The following is a 773-nucleotide window of genomic DNA, read 5'->3' as shown; positions in this document are numbered from 1 at the left end:
CACCATTCTAGTGGTAGAATGACGTCATGTCCCGGTACCGGCTCTCCCCGACGCCCGCCCAAGAGGCGGCACTGGCGGAGCACTGCGCGCACGCGAGGTTCGTGTGGAACCTCGCCGTCGAGCAGAACGCGCACTGGAAGCCGGGCCGCAAAAGCGCACCGGGGTTCGCCGAGCAGTGCCGCCAGCTCACCGAAGCACGTGCGGCCTTCGACTGGCTGCGCGCCGGATCGATCGTCGTCCAACAGCAGGCCCTCAAGGACTTCGCTCAGGCCATGGCGAACTTCTTCGGCAAGACCCACCGCCGCCCGACGTGGCGTAAACGCGGCCAGGGCGAGGGTTTCCGGATCGTCGCCGTCAAGCCCGACCACGTACGCCGCCTGTCCCGTCATGTCGGCGAGGTGAAGATCCCGAAGGTCGGCTGGGTGCGGTTCCGCTGGTCGCGGGCCGTCCCCGACGGGGTGAAGTCCTACCGGATCACCCGCGACAGCGCCGGGCGCCGGCATGTCGCGTTCGCCGTCGTCCCCGAACCGGTCCCCGCGCCCGGAACAGGTGAGATCGGCGGCGTGGACCGGGGCGTGACCGTCTCGGCGGCCGTCTCCACCGGAGAGCTGCTGAACGCGCCCGGCCTGCGGGACACCGAGACGAAGCGGCTGCTGAGGCTGCAGCGCAAGCTCGCCCGAGCCAAGCGCGGCTCCAACCGGCGGGCCAAGGTGAAGGCCGCCATCGTCCGGCTGAAGGCCCGCGAAACCGACCGGCGTAAAGACTGGGTGGAG

Annotated in this window: 1 protein-coding gene; it reads left to right on the top strand. The window is 70.1% G+C overall.

What is annotated here, in order from left to right:
* Positions 1-26: 26 nt before the first annotated feature.
* A partial coding sequence (locus IEZ06_RS35900) for an RNA-guided endonuclease InsQ/TnpB family protein (protein ID WP_189241123.1) occupies positions 27-773 on the top strand: 747 nt, incomplete at its 3' end.

It is taken from the genome of Planomonospora antibiotica, from assembly GCF_014647955.1.
Taxonomy (GTDB): domain Bacteria; phylum Actinomycetota; class Actinomycetes; order Streptosporangiales; family Streptosporangiaceae; genus Planomonospora; species Planomonospora parontospora.
Note: the sequence above shows the minus strand (reverse complement) of the source record. Positions and strands in the feature narration are given on the sequence as shown.